Consider the following 17,131-nt stretch of genomic DNA (forward strand, 5'->3'; position numbering starts at 1 on the left):
AGCGGAAAGAAGATTTATGCTTCAGCAATACATTCAAATCCGACATTGAGGATCCCCGATGGCCTGCAAAATCCCGCACGAAAGAAAAGCTGCCATAACTGCTGCCCTGGCAGGAGGCTGGGTCGCGGACGCGGCGAGCCTGGGTTTGCACTGGCTCTACAACAGCGAGCGCATCGCAGAGGTTGGCGGCCAGACACCAGAATTTCTGCCGCCAAGGGCGGACTATTATACGAAGGGGTTTGGCTACTTTGCCCATGAAGGTAAGCACGTTGGCGATGTGAGTCACTATGGCGCCGCAACGGGCGTTCTGACGGACAGTTTATTAGCTAACAACGCCGCACTGGATGTTCGGGATTATCAACGCCGGTTTCGTGCCTTTTTTGGCCCGGGCGGGCAGTGGCGGGGATTTATCGACAATCCCACGCGCATTACCCTTGAAAACTTCAACGCCAATGAGCGCGAAGCAGTCAAGCAGGCACAGGACACCATGCCCGCCGGACTGACCGAAAAACAAAAGCGGGTGCTGGTGCAAAAAGTAATGCCCTATACCCGCCGGCTGAGTGGCGACCAACTCGCTCAACCGGTTCGCGAGGCCATCAACCTGACCTACAAAGAAGCCAAAGTGCAGGAGGCCGGTGTCCATCTGGCAGAAACCATCGACCGCTATCTGGTGCGGGAAAGTGGGGCAGACGATATGCAACTGCCAGCGGTTTCGAAACTGCCACCACTGGTTGCCTGCTTCTGTGGGAGTAGCGATCTTATGGAAGTCACGGAGGCGGCCGTCCGGGTCACGAATAACAACGACGATGCCGTAGCCTGGGCGAAATGCGCAGCATTGCTTCTGGATCGGCTCTTCCAGGGAGAAGGCCTTTCTGGAGCCATGGATGCTGCCATCACCGAGGCGCCGGATCAGGAATCCCTGAACCGTGCCCGCGCGGGCTCAGAACTGAACGGCGTTGGTGCCGGCGACACCTTTGGCCGAACCTGCTACCTGCATGAGGCCATGCCGGTGATTTTTCACATTCTCAACCATGCCGGGAGCTACACGGAGGCCATTCGCGCCAATATTCATTGTGGCGGCGACTCCTGCGGCCGCGCCTGGATCATTGGCCCTGCCATGGCGGCTATTCATGGCGTTGGCGGTGAAACAGGCATTCCCCTGAGCTGGCTCGCGAAGGTTACCAATGCTGCGTCCCGATATGAGGATATCGAATCGTTGCTAGTCAGCTAGGCATTCACTGTAAAACTCAAACCCGCCCATCCAGATGCAGCCAACGGGACAGCCGGGAATGCGGGCGCCGCCGCAGGTACAGGGGCAGTGTGCTCATCACCAACAGCACTGTAGCGGCCGCCAAAACGGTCAGGGTGGGATTGAGTTCGAAGGTATGACCCAGACCGGCAAACACGAAGGTCATGGGCAACATGCCAAGCATGGTGGCCAGGGCGTAACGCCAGAGATGTATGGCCGTCACACCGGCGGCATAGCTGATCAGGGCAAAGGAAAACAAGGGAATGAGACGGGTCAGGAATACCGCGATGAACAGGAACCGCTGCGAACCACGGGCCGAGAATACCGGGTTGTTTTCAAGCTTTTTCTGAACAGCCTCGCGCCCGAGCACCCGGGCCAGATAGAACGCAATGAGCGAGCCGGCCAGAGCACCGATTACCGCAATCGCTGTACCGCTGAACATGCCGTACACCAGGCCGGACGCCGCACTGATCGGCAAAGTGGGTATCGGCCCGACCACCACGGCCAGAATCATCAGGAGCATCAACAACACAGGGCCCAAGGTGCCCTGGTTGGCGAACCAGTCGGACAGCACCGACGGCGCAAAGCTGGCCGGCATACCCAATTGCCGCAGCAGCAACCAGATCGCCGCCATCAGCAGCGCGACAATAGCCAGAAATGAGAGACGGAAAACCAACTGCGAACGGGTCATATGGCCATTCTACCCGCTATCCCGGAAACAGGAAGCGATAGCCGTTGTCCGCAATTGCCTCAGGAACCCGAAAGGCTCAGCTGGCCAGTCGGTTAACCTGCTCCACAAAGGCCGTTGGCAGGGTGTCGATCACCGGCCGGGCATCGCCGCACACATCCGGGTTCGGGGCATCCGGCTCTTTTGCCAGCACTATCGGCGATTCTGACCAGTGCAGCAGCTCCAGTTTGCCGTTCTCCTGCTCCACCAGGGCCGTGCAGTGCTCCACCCAGTCACCGTCGTTGCAGTAAAGTCCTTCTTCGCTGCGCAGGAAGCCGGCAGAGTGGATGTGGCCGCAGATAAAGCCGTCGTAGTTGCCCTTTTCCGCGACAGTCAGGGCTGCCAGCTCGAACCGGCGGATGAAGGTGCGTGCCTTGCCGATTCGGCTCTTCACCCAGGCCGCCAGCGACCAGTAGGGCTTGCCCTTGAGCCGGCGCCAGGCGTTGAACCAGCGGTTCAGGCGCAGCAGCATGCCGTGGGCACGGTCGCCGACCAGAAGCATCAGCGGGCTGCAACGCACCACCTGATCAAACTGGTCGCCATGGCAAACCATGAAGCGGCGGCCATCGGCGGTGGTGTGAACGGCTTTGTATCGAAGCTCAACGCCAGCGATGGTCTGGCCGCAGAACCGGCGCAGGAAATCGTCGTGATTGCCGGGCACGTAAACCACTCGGGTTCCGCTGGCCGCCAGCTCAATGAGTTTGTGGATGACGGCCTGATGGGAATCGGGAAAGTGCACCCGCCGCTGCATCGCGATCAGGTCGATAATGTCGCCCACCAGATAGAGGGTTTCGCAGCGGACGTGGCTCAGGAAGTCCAGCAGGTATTCAGCCTGGCAGTCTGCCGTGCCAAGGTGTACGTCGGAAATGAAAACGCTCCGGTAACTCCTCATGTCGTCTCCCGTCATTCAACCAGTCCGGACACTGGTACCTTGGCAAGAGCCGGTGACGAGCAAGTGACAAGGGTGAGACAGTTCTGTGACGATGAGGATGGGGCGGGCAGGCGAACCGTCCGGTAACCCGCCGGGTTACCGGAACACCGTTGCTCCGGTGGTATATGGCCCGCTAGCGCAGGTCGGGATTCAGGGTATAAGTGGCAGTTACACGAGCACTGGCCAGCACATGCCCTGCCATGGCCTCGCGCACATCGTTGCCGTCGAACTCGCCATCGAGAGCCAGCGTATCCACATCCAGCGCGTGCACCTCGAAGTGGTAGTGATGGATAATTTCATCGTTCCAGGGCGGACAAGGACCATCGTATCCGGCGTAGGTGCCACTCATGTCGGGATTCCCCGCCAGGAACTGGGTGTAGTTGTTCACCCCGCGGATACCGATGGGGCCGGGACCCGGCTCCTTGCCCTTGGGGATCACGCCATCGCTGTCCTCGCCTTCCGGGATCCGGCTGGTACCGGCCGGCACATCCACCAGCAGCCAGTGAAAAAAATCGACCCGTGGGATGTCTTTCGAGACAGTCTTGCCTTCCTGATTGACGTCATCGGCAACGCTGGGAACGTCCGGATCGAACATCATCACCACGAAGCTCTTGGTGCCCTCGGGCACATCCTCCCAGACTGTTTCGGGGTTCCGGTTCGGGCCGAAGCTCATGTGATCGTCTTCGCTGTAAACTCCGAACGCGAATTTCTCGGGAATCGGCTGGCCTTCTTCGATGCCTTCAACCTGTAGTTTCACGGCGTTGCCTCCTGTCGTTTTGGCCTTTGGCTCATTGACTGTGTCTGGGACAGTCTCATTCTGTGATAATACGTTTTTAACACAAAACCGATTGAACTGACCACGGAGCCCCGATGAGCCAACAGAAGCCCGGCAAGCCGCAACAGCCTGCGAACCAGAAAGACGAGGATGCGGTCGCCTTCGCCCAGGGTATTTTCGAACTGGCCCGCAACGGTGGCGCCGGCCCTCTCAGCGTGATGCTTGATGCCGGCGTCCCGGTCAACATGCGCACCAGCGAGGGCGAAACCCTGCTGATGCTGGCCAGCAAACACGGCCACCCGGAAACCGTGCGCCTGCTGCTCGAAAAAGGCGCTGATCGCGACGCTCAGGACAGCAACGGCAATACCGCAGTTTCCCTGGCAAAAACCGACAGCGTACGGTGCCTGTTCGACGAACACAGCCGGTAAGCCGGCATGATGTTCAACAAGGGCGAGATCATTCATCACACCCGGGATGCCCTGGGCAGCATCCTCGTGATCGACTACCGCAAACACCGGGTGCTCACCTTCAATTCGGTGTTCGAGCAGAGCAAGATCGACCGTCGCTATCCCTATCTGCCGGTGCACGAGTACAACCGGGCCATGATGCTGCCGGCGGTTTTTGCCAATCCCCGCCATGTCACCATTCTGGGTCTGGGCGGCGGTGTCATGGCCGGCGCATTCCACCATCTGTATCCAGAATGCCGGATTCATGCTGTTGAGCTGCGTCAGGCTGTACTGGACACCGCAAGGGAGTTTTTTGATCTGCCGGACAGTGAGCGCCTTGAGGTCACCATTGCCGATGCCAGGGATGCCCTGGGAAAGCTGGCAGACGCGAGCACGGATATGATTCTTGCCGACCTCTACAACGCCGACAGGATGAGCCCGGCTCAGGCCCAGAAGCAATTCGTGGATGAATGTGCCAGGGCCTTGAGCGATGACGGCTGGCTGGTGTTGAACTACCACCGAACACCGGACGTCGAGGGCCCCTACTTCCGAAGACTCAAGAGGCATTTTGCTGTGCTTTTAGGCTTCCGAAGCAAAAGCAACAACACGGTGGTTTATGCCAGCAAACGGCACTTCCAGTCCGTACACCCCAAAGACCCGGTGTTGGCGGAAATGGAGAACCGACTACCAATAGACTGGCGTCGCCTGATGACGAAAGTCAGCCGCATGGAGTAAGGGGAAAACCGCCAAAGAGTTGATCTGCGTCCTTGATGATTGCGGGGGATGATCCATAGTTATTGGTATGGAAACCACTGCTTGTCAGAGGAGTATTGACCATGAGCGAGGAAGACTACAAAAAGCTTCATCCGGTGCTGAGCGAGGTCACCAAGACCTACGTCGATCTCTACACCAATCGGCCCAATGAGAAAAACCGTGAGCAGCTGATCAAACTCGAAGCCCTGCTGCACGAGAAGCTGGAAGCGATTCAGAAGGCCAAGGAAAAAGCGGATTAAGGCCCGACTGCGCCGAGCCCTGGTCGTTCAGGTCCACTTTTCCCCGGGGCTTTGATAGCCACGGAAGGCCCGGTGCAGAACGTCCGGCTGGTCGGCCCTGATCAACATGTCGATGTACTGCTGCTGAAGAAACCCGGCCCGCTCCATGTTCTCCGCCATCGCCAGCAACGGATCGAAAAACCCGTTGACGTTGTAGATGGCGCAGGGCTTGTGGTGCAGCCCCAACTGCCCCCAGGTCCAGGCCTCGAACAACTCTTCCAGGGTGCCAATGCCGCCCGGCAGCGCGACAAAACCGTCGGCCAGATCCGCCATCAAAGCCTTGCGCTCGTGCATGTTTTTGACCACGTGCAGCTCGGTCAAGCCAGAGTGGGCCAGCTCCCGGTTCCGCAGATGCTCGGGTATGACCCCGTGAACCCGACCGCCAGCGGCCAATACCGCATCTGCCACGACACCCATCAGGCCGACATGGCCGCCGCCAAACACCAGCTCAATACCATTGCGACCGAAATAATCACCCAGCTCCCGGGCCTTGTCCGCGTAAAGCGAATCGTTGCCGGACCGGGAGCCACAATAGACCGCGACCTTCATTCACCGTCCCCGATCTTGTCCTGGGTCTGGGTCTCGAAATCGCTGGCATCATGGCGCTCGTGCAGCTGGCTGCTCGGTTCACCCCAGGCTCGGTTAACCATGCGGCCACGCCTGACCGCGGGGCGCTGGGCAATCTCATCCGTCCAGCGGATGACGTTGGTGTAAGTGTGGGCTTCAAGGAACTCGGCCGCATCGTACACCTTGTTTTTCACCAGGGCGCCGTACCAGGGCCAGATGGCCATATCGGCAATGGTGTATTCATCGCCGGCGATGTACCGGTTATTGGCCAGCTGACGGTCGAGCACATCCAGCTGACGCTTGACCTCCATGGTGTAACGGTTGATCGGGTACTCGTAGTATTCCGGCGCGTAGGCGTAAAAATGCCCGAAGCCGCCACCGAGCATGGGCGCACTGCCCATCTGCCAGAACAGCCAGTTCATCGTTTCGGCACGCCCTGCGGTGTCCTTGGGCAGGAAAGCCCCGAATTTTTCCGCCAGGTAGAGCAGGATCGACCCGGACTCGAACAGGCGGATGGAGGGGCTGACACTGTGGTCCATCATGGCAGGAATCTTGGAGTTGGGGTTCACCTCCACAAAGCCGCTGCCAAACTGGTCGCCGTCGGTAATCTTGATAAGCCAGGCATCGTATTCGGCCCCTTCAATACCGAGCTCCAGTAGCTCCTCCAGCATCACGGTGACCTTTACGCCATTGGGCGTCGCCAGCGAATAAAGCTGCAGAGGATGCTTCCCGACCGGCAGCTCTTTGTCATGGGTCGGGCCAGCGATGGGACGGTTGATACTGGCAAACCGACCTCCGCTCTCGGAGTCCCATTTCCAGACTTTGGGTGGCGTGTAGGTAGCGTCGGTCATGGCATTTCTCCTCACAAAGTAGCATTCAGCTGGCTCCGAGGTCGCATTGAGCCCGGGGCCGAAAACTCTAGCATGGAAGATCAAACAAAAAGAACCACAGGAGTACCCCATGGCAGGGCGCATTGTGCTCCTTCTTGCCTGTCTGTTTGTAATGCCCCCGGTCCAGGCCGAGCTGTCAGACAGCAAGCGGGCGCTGATCCAGGAGCTGTTTCCTTCGGCAACGGTCATCGAAGACAAGTTGCCGGACTTCCCCGTGTATCCGGTGTATCAACTCCAGGAACTGCTGGGCTATGCCTACGAAACACTGGACCACAGCCGCCTCCAGGGCTTTGCCGGCAAGCCGATCAGCATGCTGATCGGCCTGGATACCAAAGGGCGTTTCACCGGTATAAAGGTGCTGAATCACCACGAGCCGGTGTTTCTGCATGGCCTGGGCGAAGGCCCACTGTTCGAATTCGTAGACCAATACGAAGGGCATTCGTTACAAGAGCAGATTATTGTCAGCACCTCCAATTCCAGTCGATCCGGCCGAACCAGTGACGGCAATGTGGTTCACTTTGACGGTGTCAGCAAGGCCACGGTCTCAGTGCTGATCATCAACGACACCGTGTTGTCCTCAGCCCTGAAGGTGGCCCGCAAAAAACTAGAGGGTTTTGCCCAGAGCGCTCCCACCCGGGCGAAACCGGATTTCTACCAGCCGATGTCCTGGCAGCAGCTGGTGGAGCGCGGCTACATCGGGCACTGGCAGATCGACCGCGAAGCCATTGAAGCCGAACTGGGCCGCCCCCTTTCCGACTACCCGCTGGACATCGAGCCGGCGAAAGGCGAACCCTTCGCCGAACTCTTCTTCGGTTACATCAACTCACCCATGGTGGGGCGTAACCTGCTGGGAGATGACGGCTATCAGCGCCTGATGCAAAGACTGGACGACGGTGCCCAGGTGCTGGCGGTAATGTCCCGGGGCGCCTTTCCCCATGTTTCCCGCGAGTTCGTCCCCGGCAGCTCCCCGGACCGTGTCGGCCTCAACCAGAACAACCTGGCCGTGGAAATGCGTGACCTGAACCTGCTGGATCAGAATCTCGATTTCCGGGCATCCGGCATGCCCGCGTTCGATGCCGGCAATTTGTTCCGGGTGGGTGGCAACGCGGGCTTTAACCCGGGGGCAGAGGCCAATCTGAAGCTCAACGTCGAACTGGCCCGCAATCACCTGATGGTGGACCGCACATCCCTGGATATCCCCGTTCGGTTCAACGAAGAACTGTTTGAAGCCGTCGAGGTTGCCCCCAATCCAGAGGACGCCCGGCAACCGGTCTGGATCGGCCTGTGGAAAGAACGCTGGTGGCAGATTTCACTGCTGGTTCTCAGCCTGACCGTTCTGACCGTGTTCTTCGCCAAACAGAAAACGCTGAGCCGAAACCCGAAGCTGGTGCAGAGGTTCCGCTGGGGCTTCCTCTTTTTCACCCTGTTTTTCATTGGCTTTTACGCCCAGGGTCAGCTTTCGGTTGTTAACATCTATACCCTGTTCCTGGCCATCTGGGACGGCTTCTCCCTCAATGTCTTCCTGCTCGATCCAATCATCTTCATTCTCTGGGTCTACACCTTCGTAACCCTGTTCATCTGGGGCCGGGGCCTGTTTTGCGGCTGGCTCTGCCCGTTTGGCGCCCTCCAGGAGATGGCCGCCTGGCTTGGCGAAAAACTGAGATTCCGCCAGATCAAGGTGCCCGAGCAATGGCATAGGCGCCTGATCCTGCTTAAATACCCCATACTGCTCAGCCTGGTAGGCACCGCGTTCTACTCCCTGACCATCGCCGAAAAACTGGCGGAAGTGGAACCATTCAAAACCAGCATCACCCTGTTTTTCGTCCGCTCCTGGCCATTTGTGCTCTACGCCGTTGGCCTGCTGGTGCTCGGCATGTTTATTCACAAATTCTACTGCCGCTACCTGTGCCCACTGGGCGCCGGCCTTGCCGTGCTTGGACGGCTCCGGCTGTTCAGCTGGCTGGACCGGGTCGAGCTCTGCGGGAACCCATGCCAGCATTGCAAGAATGAATGCGGTATCAACGCGATTCGCAAGGATGGCCGGATTGATTACGACGAGTGCATTCAGTGTCTGGAGTGTGTCGTTATTCTCGAAGACGAGACCCAATGCGTCGACAAACGACTCAAGAACAAAAAACAGTCACGACAGGCAAACATACTGGCAACGGACGCGGGTTGAGCCGCATCCGCTCGCCAGCAGGATCTGAATCACTGCTTCTTCTGCCATTCAAACTTCTTGAACGGCTCATCAACCGGCGTTTCGGCAATGTGGTTGATGTAGTTGCTCAAGGTTTTCTGGGACAGCACCAGAATCACTTCCAGCACCTGGCGGTGGTTGTAACCTGCCGTGTAGAAGGCATCCAGATCCTCCTTGCTGACATTGCCATCTTTGCGCATCACGGCGAGCGTAAAGGTCCGTAGTGCCTCCAGCTTGTCGCTCGGCAACGGTGTCTCATTCCGCAACGCATCAACGATGTCATCGGAGACTTCCATCATCTTGGCGATCCCGGTATGTGCCGGAACACAGTAATGACACTCGTTTTCTACGTTAATTGTCTGCCAAACCACCGTTTTTTCGTCATTATCAAAGCTGCTGTCCAGCACCAGCTGGTGCAGCTTCTGATACGCCTCAAGCGCTCCTGGCGCTTCGGCCATCACGGCGTGGAGACCTGGAATCATGCCAAAGCCCTTGAGGGAATTCTCAAGAAGCGGTTTGGATTTTTCCGGGGCGGATTCGACATCATGCATTGGAAAGTCAGTCATCACGATCTCCTTTTTGAACGATTGATCAATTACAACTTCAGGCTAACTGTTATTGAGCAGTCATTCAAGATATAATTGAACAGTCACTCAAAACACGACCATGGTGAATCGTTGTTATGGCCAGACATGCACGCTATGACCGAAAAACCGCTCTGGAAAAGGCCGTAGGCCTGTTCTGGGAGAAGGGGTATCACGGCAGCTCCATGAAACAAATTGAGCAGGCCCTCGACATGCGCCCCGGCAGTATCTACGCCACGTTTGGCAGCAAGGACGGTCTGTTTTCAGAAGCACTGGCCGCCTATGCTGAACAGGGTGGCCGAGAGCTGGCTGTCCACCTCCAGGGTTTTGAATCCATTGTTGAAGGGCTTCAGGACTATTTACGCGGCATCGCCTGCAGTTGCGGCGACGAGAATGCGGCGCCGTCCCGGGCCTGTATGATCGTGAAAACGCTGCTGGAATCCAGCAATACCCACCCGGCCCTGGCGGACCAGGCCAACAGCATTCTTGCCGCCATTGAACAATCCATCGCGGAACTGCTGGAACGGGCAAAGGTTAAGGGCGAGTTGGTTGAGTCCGTAGACAGCCGGCGGCTTGCCGTGCTGCTCCAGGCGCAGATCATGGGTCTGAGATCCATGGGTGAACGCAACCTGGACCCGCAAATCATGCGGGATCTGGGCGATGATATGGCGGCTATTCTGGACGGATTCCGCACCCGGCACTGAACTCTTCCGTTTCCGAGCCCCGGTGCCACAACGCCGGGGCTGAAGGTAGCAGCACTTCCGTCGAATTGTACCCGCAGCGCCGGCCGCGTTAACATTAACGGTCGGCTCAGGCCCCGCCTTGCTCCTTGCTCTCCTCTGGCTGCAAGCCTGGTTCCCAGTGAGGACAGCCAAGCATTCTTGCCCGAAGAGTACTTGGCTATCTTCACTTACAGGTCTGATTGTTATGGATAACCTTCATCATATCGTTGTGGTCGGCGGCGGTGCTGGCGGTCTCGAACTGGTTACCAGCCTTGGTAACAAACTGGGGAAAAAGAAAAAGGCCAGAGTTACTCTGGTGGATGCCGGACTCACCCATGTCTGGAAACCGCTGCTGCACGAAGTCGCGTCCGGTTCGCTGGATGCCAGCGCCAACGAGATCAACTACCGGGCCCACGCGCGGAAGCACCATTACGAATTCCAGCTTGGTCGGATGAGCGGCCTGGACCGCGAGAAAAAGCGACTGGTTATCGCGCCGTTCCACGACGAAGACGGCGACGAAGTTGTCCCTGAGCGACACATAAGCTATGACACCCTTGTGATTGCCGTGGGCAGCACCGCCAACGATTTCGGGACACCCGGAGCACAGGAAAACTGCCTTTTTCTGGATAGCCTGCAACAGGCCAGACGTTTTCACAACCTGATGCTCAACGCCTTTCTCAGGAGGAATCACGAAGCCTTGCAGGGCTCCGAACACTCTCTGAACATCAGCATCATCGGCGCCGGCGCCACCGGCGTGGAACTTGCAGCCGAGCTCCGACTTGCCTCCCGGGAACTCCCGGTTTACGGCATGAATCACCTGCAGCCATCCGACGTTTCCATTAGCGTCATTGAAGCCGCCGACCGCATCCTCCCCGCCTTGCCCGGTCGCCTCTCGGCCGCAGCCACCCGGGAACTGGAGCATCAGCGGGTCAAGGTGCTGACCGGCCAACCGGTCAGTGAAGTCCGGGCAAATAGTGTGGTTATGAAAGACGGTACCGAGCTACCCTCAGAAATGACCATCTGGGCCGCAGGTATCAAGGCGCCGGCCTTTTTGGCAGACCTGGACGGATTAGAAGTGAACAATGGCAACCAACTGGTAGTGGAGCAAACCCTGCAATCCTCACAGGATGCCGACATCTATGCCTTCGGCGACTGCGCAGCCTGCCCGCAGCCGGACTCAGACCGCCCGGTGCCTCCGCGGGCCCAGGCCGCACATCAGCAGGCGGATGCCCTGTTCAAAACCCTGTGTAACCGCCTGGACGGCGGCGAAGCCGTGCCCTTCGTCTACAACGACCACGGATCGCTGATCAACTTCAGCCGCTATACCACTGTGGGCAACCTAATGGGCAATCTGTCCGGGCGCAGCATGTACATCGAAGGCAAGGTAGCTCGGCTGTTCTATGTTTCCCTCTACCGTATGCACCAGGTAGCTCTGCACGGATTTGTCCGTACCGGCATCATCTGGCTGATGGATAAAATCAGCCGTGCCATGCAACCGCGTCTCAAACTACACTAGAAGGGAAGCCAGCCGGCAAGTTAGTGGAGCGGGTGAAGGGAATCGAACCCTCGTATGCAGCTTGGGAAGCTGCCGTTCTACCATTGAACTACACCCGCAAAAAAATGCCCGCGAGAGCAATATAAGCGGTCAGCCCGGCAATGGGCAAGCATTCTGTCTGGAGCAACAATGGACCCCACCCTGACTCTGATTGGCGCCCTGATGTTGGTCATCAGTATCGTGCTCAGCCCGCTTTCCAGCCGGGTGGGTATGCCTGTGCTGCTGATCTTTCTGGTGGTCGGCATGATGATGGGCGAGGACGGGCCAGGTGGTATCCAGTTCGATGATTTCGAGCTGGCCTTCCTGATCGCCAACCTGGCGCTGGGCGTGATCCTGCTGGACGGCGGCATGCGCACCCGGGCGGAAACCTTCCGAGTGGGCCTGAAACCCGCTCTGATACTGGCCACTCTCGGTGTCGCAATGACCGCCGCAGGCGCTGCAGTTGTCGCCTGGTGGGTGTTCGACCTGCACTGGCTGACCGCCCTGTTGATTGGCGCCATTATTTCCTCCACCGATGCTGCCGCCGTATTTTCCCTGCTCCAAGGCCGGGGCCTGCACCTGAACGAACGGGTCAGTGCCACTCTGGAGATCGAATCCGGCAGTAACGACCCCATGGCGATTTTCCTGACCCTGATGCTGGTCACGCTGATTGGTAACGACGGCGAGCACGCGGGCTGGGCCGCCCTTTCCATGCTGGTGCAACAATTCGGCATCGGCGCGGTTGCCGGCATCATCGGCGGTTTTGCCGTGGTGGAGTTGGCCAATCGTATCCGCCTGACGCCATCCCTGTACCCGTTACTTGTGGCAGCTGCGGGAATCTCGGTGTTTTCCGCGACCAACGCCCTGGGCGGCAGCGGGTTTCTGGCCATTTACCTGACCGGCGTGGTGATCGGTAACCGACATGTCCGGATGATGCCGATGATCCTTCAGGTCCACGATGGCCTGGCCTGGCTGGCCCAGTTGTGCCTGTTCCTGATGCTGGGTCTACTGGTAACCCCGTCGGACCTGATTCCACTGGCTGGTGGGGGCTTGATACTGGCCCTCTCCCTGATCTTCATTATCCGCCCGCTGACGGTCATGCTCACCCTTTGGCCGTTTGCCTTTAACCGTCGCGAGCTGGGTTTTATCAGCTGGGTTGGCCTGAGGGGCGCCGTGCCAATCGTTCTGGCCCTGTTCCCGATCATTGCGGACCTGCCAGAAGCCCAACTGGTGTTCCACGCAGCCTTCTTTATCGTCCTGGTCTCTCTTCTGGTACAGGGCACCACCATGACACCACTGGCCCGAAAGCTCCGTCTGGAGGTACCAGCGGGAGAAGACCCCTATCGAAGACTGCCCCTGGATGCCCCGGCGGCGGGAGACCACGAGTTGATGCTGTTCCCGCTCCGAGGCGAAAGCTGGGAAACGCCGCGAAGGCTCAGCCAGTTGCGCTTTCCTGAGAATACCGCTGTGGCCGGGGTATTCCGTAACCGGGTCTGCCTGCAACCGAAAGCAGATCTGGAAGTCTCCAGTGGCGACATGGTGGCGATGTTTGCGACCCCCAGCGTGTTGCCGGAACTTGGCAAGGCACTCAGCGGCCGGCACGCGCCCAAGTACCTGGCCGATCGGGCGTTCTTTGGTGATTTTGTACTCAACGGCGATGCCCTGCTGGGCGATGTCGAGCAGGTCTACGGTATCGAATTTGACGACTTGCCGCCGGAACTGTCCCTGGCCGAGTGCTTTGCAAAACGGACCAAAGGACACCCGGTTGTAGGTGATGTGGTAACCCTTGGCCCGGTAACACTGGTTGCCCGGGCTACCAGCGCCGACAAGGTAACCAAGGTCGGCCTGAAGATGGATAGTTCACAAAACGACTGAACAGCGAACCAGATAGCCAAAAAAGTTAACAAAACCCCTTAACAGATCCCATGCGGGCTATGGTATAAAACGCCTGTGCAAAGATTAATCATTGGTAAGTTAAGAACATGAGTATTTTCCGCGCCCTGATATCCACCCTCACCCTGCTCTGCCTGGCAGTCGCTCCAAATGCGCTCGCCACTGAGCTGCTGGCCAAAGCCGACACCAAGATGCCGGTTGCCACCATGTATGAGCCCGTGGATATTGGAAGCATCAGTAAGGTGGTGGTTCGCAAGGGAGAGCGCCGCCTGTACCTGATGGACGGTGAGGACGTGGTTCGCAGCTACCGCATTTCCCTGGGCGACAACCCTGAGGGCCACAAGCTGTATGAAGGCGATGAACGCACCCCCGAAGGCGACTACACGCTGGACTGGCGCAACGCGGAAAGCGATTTCTACAAATCCATTCACATCTCCTACCCGAGCGAGCGTGACCGTGAACTGGCGTCGGCCTGGGGTCTGAATCCCGGTGGCAGCATCATGATTCACGGCCTGCCCAATGATATGGGTGACATGGCCTTCGCCTATACCGGCCTGGACTGGACCGATGGCTGCATCGCCGTGACCAACGAAGAAATGGACGAAATCTGGCAACTGGTGTCCAACGGAACCCCCATCAGCATTCATCCTTAATCCAAATCTGACAGCCGCATTACGTTGTTGTCATATGCTTAGCAAATTTACGTATCTGTAGTTAACATTCCTGCTTACAGTGTTTTACACTGTTTAACGACTCCGGTAGTCATTACCTGACAAGCAACGCTGCGCAGGTTGACAGGAAGTCGTCTATACTGACTTTCGGATCACAGGAAATAACTCGACCAATAAGGGGATTTACAATGCGTAAACTGACGATCGCCGGGATTGCACTGGCCACTGCTCTGACTGCAGGTTGTGCCACCACTGACCAAGGCGCCCTCGACGAAGCAAATGCAACCGCCAGCTCCGCTGAGAGCACTGCTGAAAATGCACTGAACACTGCTAACAGCGCCGCCAGCTCTGCCCGTACTGCCCAGCAGACTGCAGAAGAAGCTCTGGCCGCTGCTCGTGCAGCCCAGAAAGCTGCCGACGAAGCAAACGAGCGTGCCAAGCGTATGCTCGAGCGTGCCAGCCAGAAGTAAGGCTGATACGTAAAAGAAAGGCCGGCATTGCCGGCCTTTTTTTATGCCTCGGGTTCGGGTTTTTCAGGGCCCGGCTTGTCAGGCGTAAAGGGTTTGTTCTCCTTCAGGAACGTGGTCATCAGTTCCATAGGCAGCGGGAATACAATGGTGGATGAGTTTGTGTTGCTCATATCCGCCAGGGTCTGCAGGTAACGCAGCTGCATGGACCCGGAGTTGGTGGACATGACATCCGCCGCTTCCACCAGCTTCTTCGACGCCTGCAATTCGCCCTCGGCGTGGATGACCTTGGCACGACGTTCCCGCTCGGCCTCCGCCTGACGGGCAATGGCACGAATCATCGACTCGTTGAGGTCCACGTGCTTGATTTCCACGTTGGCCACCTTGATGCCCCATTCCTCGGTCTGGGCATCGATGATCTCCTGGATATCAGAATTAAGCTTGTCACGCTCTGACAGCATTTCGTCGAGATCGTGCTTGCCTAGCACCGACCGCAGCGTGGTCTGGGCCAGTTGGCTGGTGGCGGAATTGAAATCCTCCACCCGGATAATGGCGCGCTCGGGATCCACTACGCGGAAGTAGAGTACGGCATTGACTCGCACCGTCACGTTATCCCGGGAGATCACGTCCTGGCTCGGCACATCAAGGGTGATCACCCGCAGATCCACCCGCACGATCTGCTGGATACCGGGGATAACGAGAATCAGGCCAGGGCCTTTGACGCCCTGGAAACGCCCCAGAAAGAACACCACGCCACGCTCGTATTCCGGCAAGATCTTGATAGCCGAAGCGAGAATCAGCAGTAGCACCACCGTGGGTGCTACATAGGGAATCAGATCGCCAATCATACGGCCTCCTTGTGTTGCCGTTGGTCTCTTTTTGCCAAGTCAGCCGGCTTCCGGGATGACCCTGACGGTTACCGTTAAACCCTCGATTTCTGTCACCTGAATCCGGTCGCCCTCGTGGACTGGCTGCTCGCTAATGGCATTCCAGCGCTCACCGCTGAGCCGGACATGCCCCCGAAAGTGGCCATGCTCTCCCGAGAAATCATCCAGTGCGACGCCTTCTTCATGGGCCAGCTGCTCGGAACCACTGACCGGATGCCTTCGGCGCAAGCCGATGAACCGTGTGACCGTCCAGAGGATAAAGCCCGCCGCCACCAACGCTGTGCCTCCGATGGTGGGGAGGGATATTTCCCGGTGGCTGCCGTCCATCAGGATGATCGATCCGGTTACGAAGGCGACAGCGCCCCCAACCCCCAATATCCCGAAACTTGGCACAAAGGCCTCGCCGACAATGAACGCCAGACCCAGAATAATAAGCGCCAAACCGGCGTAATTGACGGACAGAACCTGGAAAGCAAAGAGCGCCAGAATCAGACAGATGGCGCCAATCACTCCCGGTACGACAGCACCGGGATTGGCCAGTTCGAAGATGATGCCGTAGAAGCCGATGATCATCAGAAAGTAGGCCACGTTCGGATCGGTAATCACCGACAGCAGACGGGTGCGCCAGTCCGGCTGGGATCTGACGATCTCCAGACTGGCGGTTTGCAGGGTCATTTCCCCCGCAGCCATGCGAACCGTCCGGCCGTCTATTTGCTGAAGCAGATCGCGGATGTTCGGTGACACCACCTCGATAACATTCTTCTCCAGTGCCTCGTTGGCGCCAAGATTCACCGCCTCGCGAACCGCCTCCTCGGCCCAGTCTGCGTTGCGGCCATGACGCTCGGCCAGGCCGCGAATGTAGCTGACCGCATCCTCCAGAACCTTCCGCTCCATAGCGGTGCCGCCGCGACGCTTGTCATCTTCACTGCCGGCTTTCTGATCCCCTCCGGCCGAGCCCGATGCAGACTCGGCACCGTCATCAGACTGGGGCTCTCCGGAAGCCGGTTCACTCGCTGGCTCCTCGCTACCCGGCAGCCCACCCATCTGGACCGGTGTGGCCGAACCCAGGTTGGTCGCCGGCGCCATCGCGGCAATGTGGCTGCCGTAAAGGATATAAGTACCGGCGCTGGCCGCGCGGGCGCCCTGGGGTGATACATAGGTGGCGACGGGGACTTCGGAGGCGAGAATGACCTTGATGATGTCCCGCATGGAGTCCATTAGCCCTCCCGGGGTGTCCATCTCGATAATGACCAGGCCGACGCCTTCGGACTCTCCCCGGCGAATGCCACGGGTAACATAGTCCATGGTAGCGGGGCCAATGGCGCCCTCAACGGTAAGTACCAGGGCAGTGGCGGGAGACTTCTGCTGGGCAAAGACCTGATGCGCCAGAGACCCAAGGGCCAACAGCGTGCCAACCAACAGCGCCATGACCCATAGCCCTAGCCGGGCAGGGTTCTTTGATCCCATGGGACGGTGTGCCTGCATAACCCCTCCCCGAACACGGAATACATTCAGCGTAGTCGAAAATACGATGCCATA

18 protein-coding genes and 1 tRNA gene are annotated in these 17,131 nt (G+C 58.3%); 10 read left to right on the top strand and 9 right to left on the bottom strand.

Going from position 1 to position 17,131, the window contains the following annotated elements:
• Positions 1-58 precede the first annotated feature (58 nt).
• Entirely contained in the window at positions 59-1,231 is a 1,173-nt protein-coding gene (locus FMN52_RS09010; protein WP_148608328.1) for an ADP-ribosylglycohydrolase family protein, read from the top strand.
• Between the two features lie 16 nt (positions 1,232-1,247).
• Here FMN52_RS09010 and FMN52_RS09015 read toward each other — a convergent pair whose 3' ends face one another.
• The 3 genes from FMN52_RS09015 to FMN52_RS09025 form a co-directional block, all read right to left on the bottom strand.
• Positions 1,248-1,940: a TVP38/TMEM64 family protein gene (locus FMN52_RS09015; RefSeq protein ID WP_148608329.1), complete on the bottom strand. Its 693-nt coding sequence runs from the start codon at positions 1,938-1,940 to the stop codon at positions 1,248-1,250.
• A 76-nt stretch (positions 1,941-2,016) separates the two neighbouring features.
• Positions 2,017-2,868: a UDP-2,3-diacylglucosamine diphosphatase gene (locus FMN52_RS09020; protein ID WP_148608330.1), complete on the bottom strand. Its 852-nt coding sequence runs from the start codon at positions 2,866-2,868 to the stop codon at positions 2,017-2,019.
• A gap of 172 nt (positions 2,869-3,040) precedes the next feature.
• On the bottom strand, positions 3,041-3,664 hold the full coding sequence (locus FMN52_RS09025) for a YbhB/YbcL family Raf kinase inhibitor-like protein (RefSeq protein ID WP_148608331.1): 624 nt from the start codon (positions 3,662-3,664) through the stop codon (positions 3,041-3,043).
• 113 nt (positions 3,665-3,777) lie between these two features.
• Here FMN52_RS09025 and FMN52_RS09030 point away from each other — a divergent pair, with 113 nt between their 5' ends.
• The 3 genes from FMN52_RS09030 to FMN52_RS19855 all read left to right on the top strand — a co-directional run bounded on the left by FMN52_RS09030 (position 3,778) and on the right by FMN52_RS19855 (position 5,141).
• Complete coding sequence (locus FMN52_RS09030; protein WP_148608332.1) at positions 3,778-4,110, top strand: ankyrin repeat domain-containing protein; 333 nt, start codon at positions 3,778-3,780, stop codon at positions 4,108-4,110.
• A 9-nt stretch (positions 4,111-4,119) separates the two neighbouring features.
• Positions 4,120-4,863, top strand: a complete 744-nt coding sequence (locus FMN52_RS09035; RefSeq protein WP_148609711.1) for a methyltransferase domain-containing protein — start codon at positions 4,120-4,122, stop codon at positions 4,861-4,863.
• Between the two features lie 101 nt (positions 4,864-4,964).
• The gene (locus FMN52_RS19855; protein ID WP_162851864.1) at positions 4,965-5,141 is read left to right on the top strand and encodes a hypothetical protein; all 177 of its coding nucleotides are present in this window, start codon (positions 4,965-4,967) and stop codon (positions 5,139-5,141) included.
• A 27-nt stretch (positions 5,142-5,168) separates the two neighbouring features.
• On the opposite strand, the gene FMN52_RS09040 is transcribed toward FMN52_RS19855, so the two are convergent.
• Entirely contained in the window at positions 5,169-5,729 is a 561-nt protein-coding gene (locus FMN52_RS09040) for a TIGR00730 family Rossman fold protein (RefSeq protein WP_148608333.1), read from the bottom strand.
• Complete coding sequence (gene yghU, locus FMN52_RS09045) at positions 5,726-6,598, bottom strand: glutathione-dependent disulfide-bond oxidoreductase (RefSeq protein ID WP_148608334.1); 873 nt, start codon at positions 6,596-6,598, stop codon at positions 5,726-5,728. The genes FMN52_RS09040 and yghU overlap by 4 nt, the downstream gene beginning before the upstream one ends.
• Positions 6,599-6,707: 109 nt before the next feature.
• On the opposite strand from yghU, the gene FMN52_RS09050 reads away from it, so the two are divergent.
• Positions 6,708-8,816, top strand: coding sequence for a NosR/NirI family protein (locus FMN52_RS09050; RefSeq protein ID WP_148608335.1), 2,109 nt, complete (start codon positions 6,708-6,710; stop codon positions 8,814-8,816).
• Between the two features lie 29 nt (positions 8,817-8,845).
• On the opposite strand, the gene FMN52_RS09055 is transcribed toward FMN52_RS09050, so the two are convergent.
• Entirely contained in the window at positions 8,846-9,400 is a 555-nt protein-coding gene (locus tag FMN52_RS09055; protein ID WP_148608336.1) for a carboxymuconolactone decarboxylase family protein, read from the bottom strand.
• 116 nt (positions 9,401-9,516) lie between these two features.
• Between FMN52_RS09055 and FMN52_RS09060 the strand changes: the two genes are divergently transcribed.
• Together FMN52_RS09060 and FMN52_RS09065 are read left to right on the top strand one after the other, a co-directional pair.
• Complete coding sequence (locus FMN52_RS09060; RefSeq protein ID WP_148608337.1) at positions 9,517-10,122, top strand: TetR/AcrR family transcriptional regulator; 606 nt, start codon at positions 9,517-9,519, stop codon at positions 10,120-10,122.
• 223 nt (positions 10,123-10,345) lie between these two features.
• Positions 10,346-11,656, top strand: coding sequence for an NAD(P)/FAD-dependent oxidoreductase (locus FMN52_RS09065; protein WP_148608338.1), 1,311 nt, complete (start codon positions 10,346-10,348; stop codon positions 11,654-11,656).
• A gap of 24 nt (positions 11,657-11,680) precedes the next feature.
• Here the strand turns inward: FMN52_RS09065 and FMN52_RS09070 are convergent.
• Positions 11,681-11,754, bottom strand: a tRNA-Gly gene (locus FMN52_RS09070).
• Positions 11,755-11,824: 70 nt separating this feature from the next.
• Here FMN52_RS09070 and FMN52_RS09075 point away from each other — a divergent pair.
• The 3 genes from FMN52_RS09075 (at position 11,825) to FMN52_RS09085 (ending at position 14,708) form a co-directional block, all read left to right on the top strand.
• Complete coding sequence (locus FMN52_RS09075) at positions 11,825-13,549, top strand: potassium/proton antiporter (protein WP_148608339.1); 1,725 nt, start codon at positions 11,825-11,827, stop codon at positions 13,547-13,549.
• A gap of 107 nt (positions 13,550-13,656) precedes the next feature.
• Positions 13,657-14,220 (top strand): L,D-transpeptidase family protein, encoded by a 564-nt coding sequence (locus tag FMN52_RS09080; RefSeq protein WP_148608340.1) that lies wholly within the window; start codon positions 13,657-13,659, stop codon positions 14,218-14,220.
• A gap of 206 nt (positions 14,221-14,426) precedes the next feature.
• Complete coding sequence (locus FMN52_RS09085) at positions 14,427-14,708, top strand: Lpp/OprI family alanine-zipper lipoprotein (protein WP_148608341.1); 282 nt, start codon at positions 14,427-14,429, stop codon at positions 14,706-14,708.
• Between the two features lie 41 nt (positions 14,709-14,749).
• Here the strand turns inward: FMN52_RS09085 and FMN52_RS09090 are convergent, their stop codons facing one another.
• Both FMN52_RS09090 and FMN52_RS09095 read right to left on the bottom strand, forming a co-directional pair.
• On the bottom strand, positions 14,750-15,553 hold the full coding sequence (locus FMN52_RS09090; RefSeq protein ID WP_148608342.1) for a slipin family protein: 804 nt from the start codon (positions 15,551-15,553) through the stop codon (positions 14,750-14,752).
• A 39-nt stretch (positions 15,554-15,592) separates the two neighbouring features.
• Entirely contained in the window at positions 15,593-17,077 is a 1,485-nt protein-coding gene (locus FMN52_RS09095; protein ID WP_148608343.1) for a nodulation protein NfeD, read from the bottom strand.
• Positions 17,078-17,131 lie beyond the last annotated feature (54 nt).

The organism is Marinobacter sp. BW6 (assembly GCF_008107725.1).
GTDB lineage: Bacteria > Pseudomonadota > Gammaproteobacteria > Pseudomonadales > Oleiphilaceae > Marinobacter.